Origin of the sequence: Pseudoruegeria sp. SK021 (assembly GCF_002119405.1) — a bacterium.
GTDB lineage: Bacteria > Pseudomonadota > Alphaproteobacteria > Rhodobacterales > Rhodobacteraceae > Meridianimarinicoccus.
Genome location: NZ_MTBG01000124.1, coordinates 1 through 590 on the forward strand (window position 1 = coordinate 1; position 590 = coordinate 590).

1 protein-coding gene is annotated in these 590 nt (G+C 64.2%); it reads right to left on the reverse strand.

Features of this window, described 5'->3' with window-relative positions:
• Window positions 1-590: IS66 family transposase (locus BV911_RS18905; protein ID WP_139840172.1), on the reverse strand; the 590-nt coding region annotated here is incomplete at both ends.

Sequence of the window (590 nt, forward strand, 5' to 3'; positions counted from 1 at the left end):
GCCGCAGGGCCGCACGCTCCTCTGGGGATTTCCCTCGCGCCTCCTTCTCGACAGCGTAAAGCTGCGCAATCTGTTTAATCGCCTGCTGGGCAATGGGAGAGCCGGTGCGCTCGACCTCATCGACAAATTTGCGGCGCACATGGACCATGCAGGCCTGTTCGTCAGCCTTGCCCACGCCAAACAGGCTGTTGAACCCGGCGAAGCCGTCGGCATGGACCGTGCCGGTATAGCCCGCGAGATGGTTGGCGGGGTGTTCGCCCTTCCGATCGACGCTGAACTGATACCAGGCGCAGGGGGGCGCCACCCCGCACCACGGGCGTTCGTCCCGGACATAACTCCAGAGCCGGGCAGTTTTGGTCTTCGTTGTGTTGGCGCGCACCTGCAGTTTGACGGGGGTGTCGTCCGCAAACAGGGCTGGCCCCGCCCGGACCAGTTTGCTGATGTGCTCGGCCATGGGTTCCAGCAGGGCCGTCGTGCGCCCGACCCAGTCGCTCAGCGTGGAGCGATGCAAATCGACCCCTTCGCGGGCGTAGATCTTGGACTGCCGCTCGAGCGGCAGGTGATCGCAATACTTACCGACCAGCATGTGA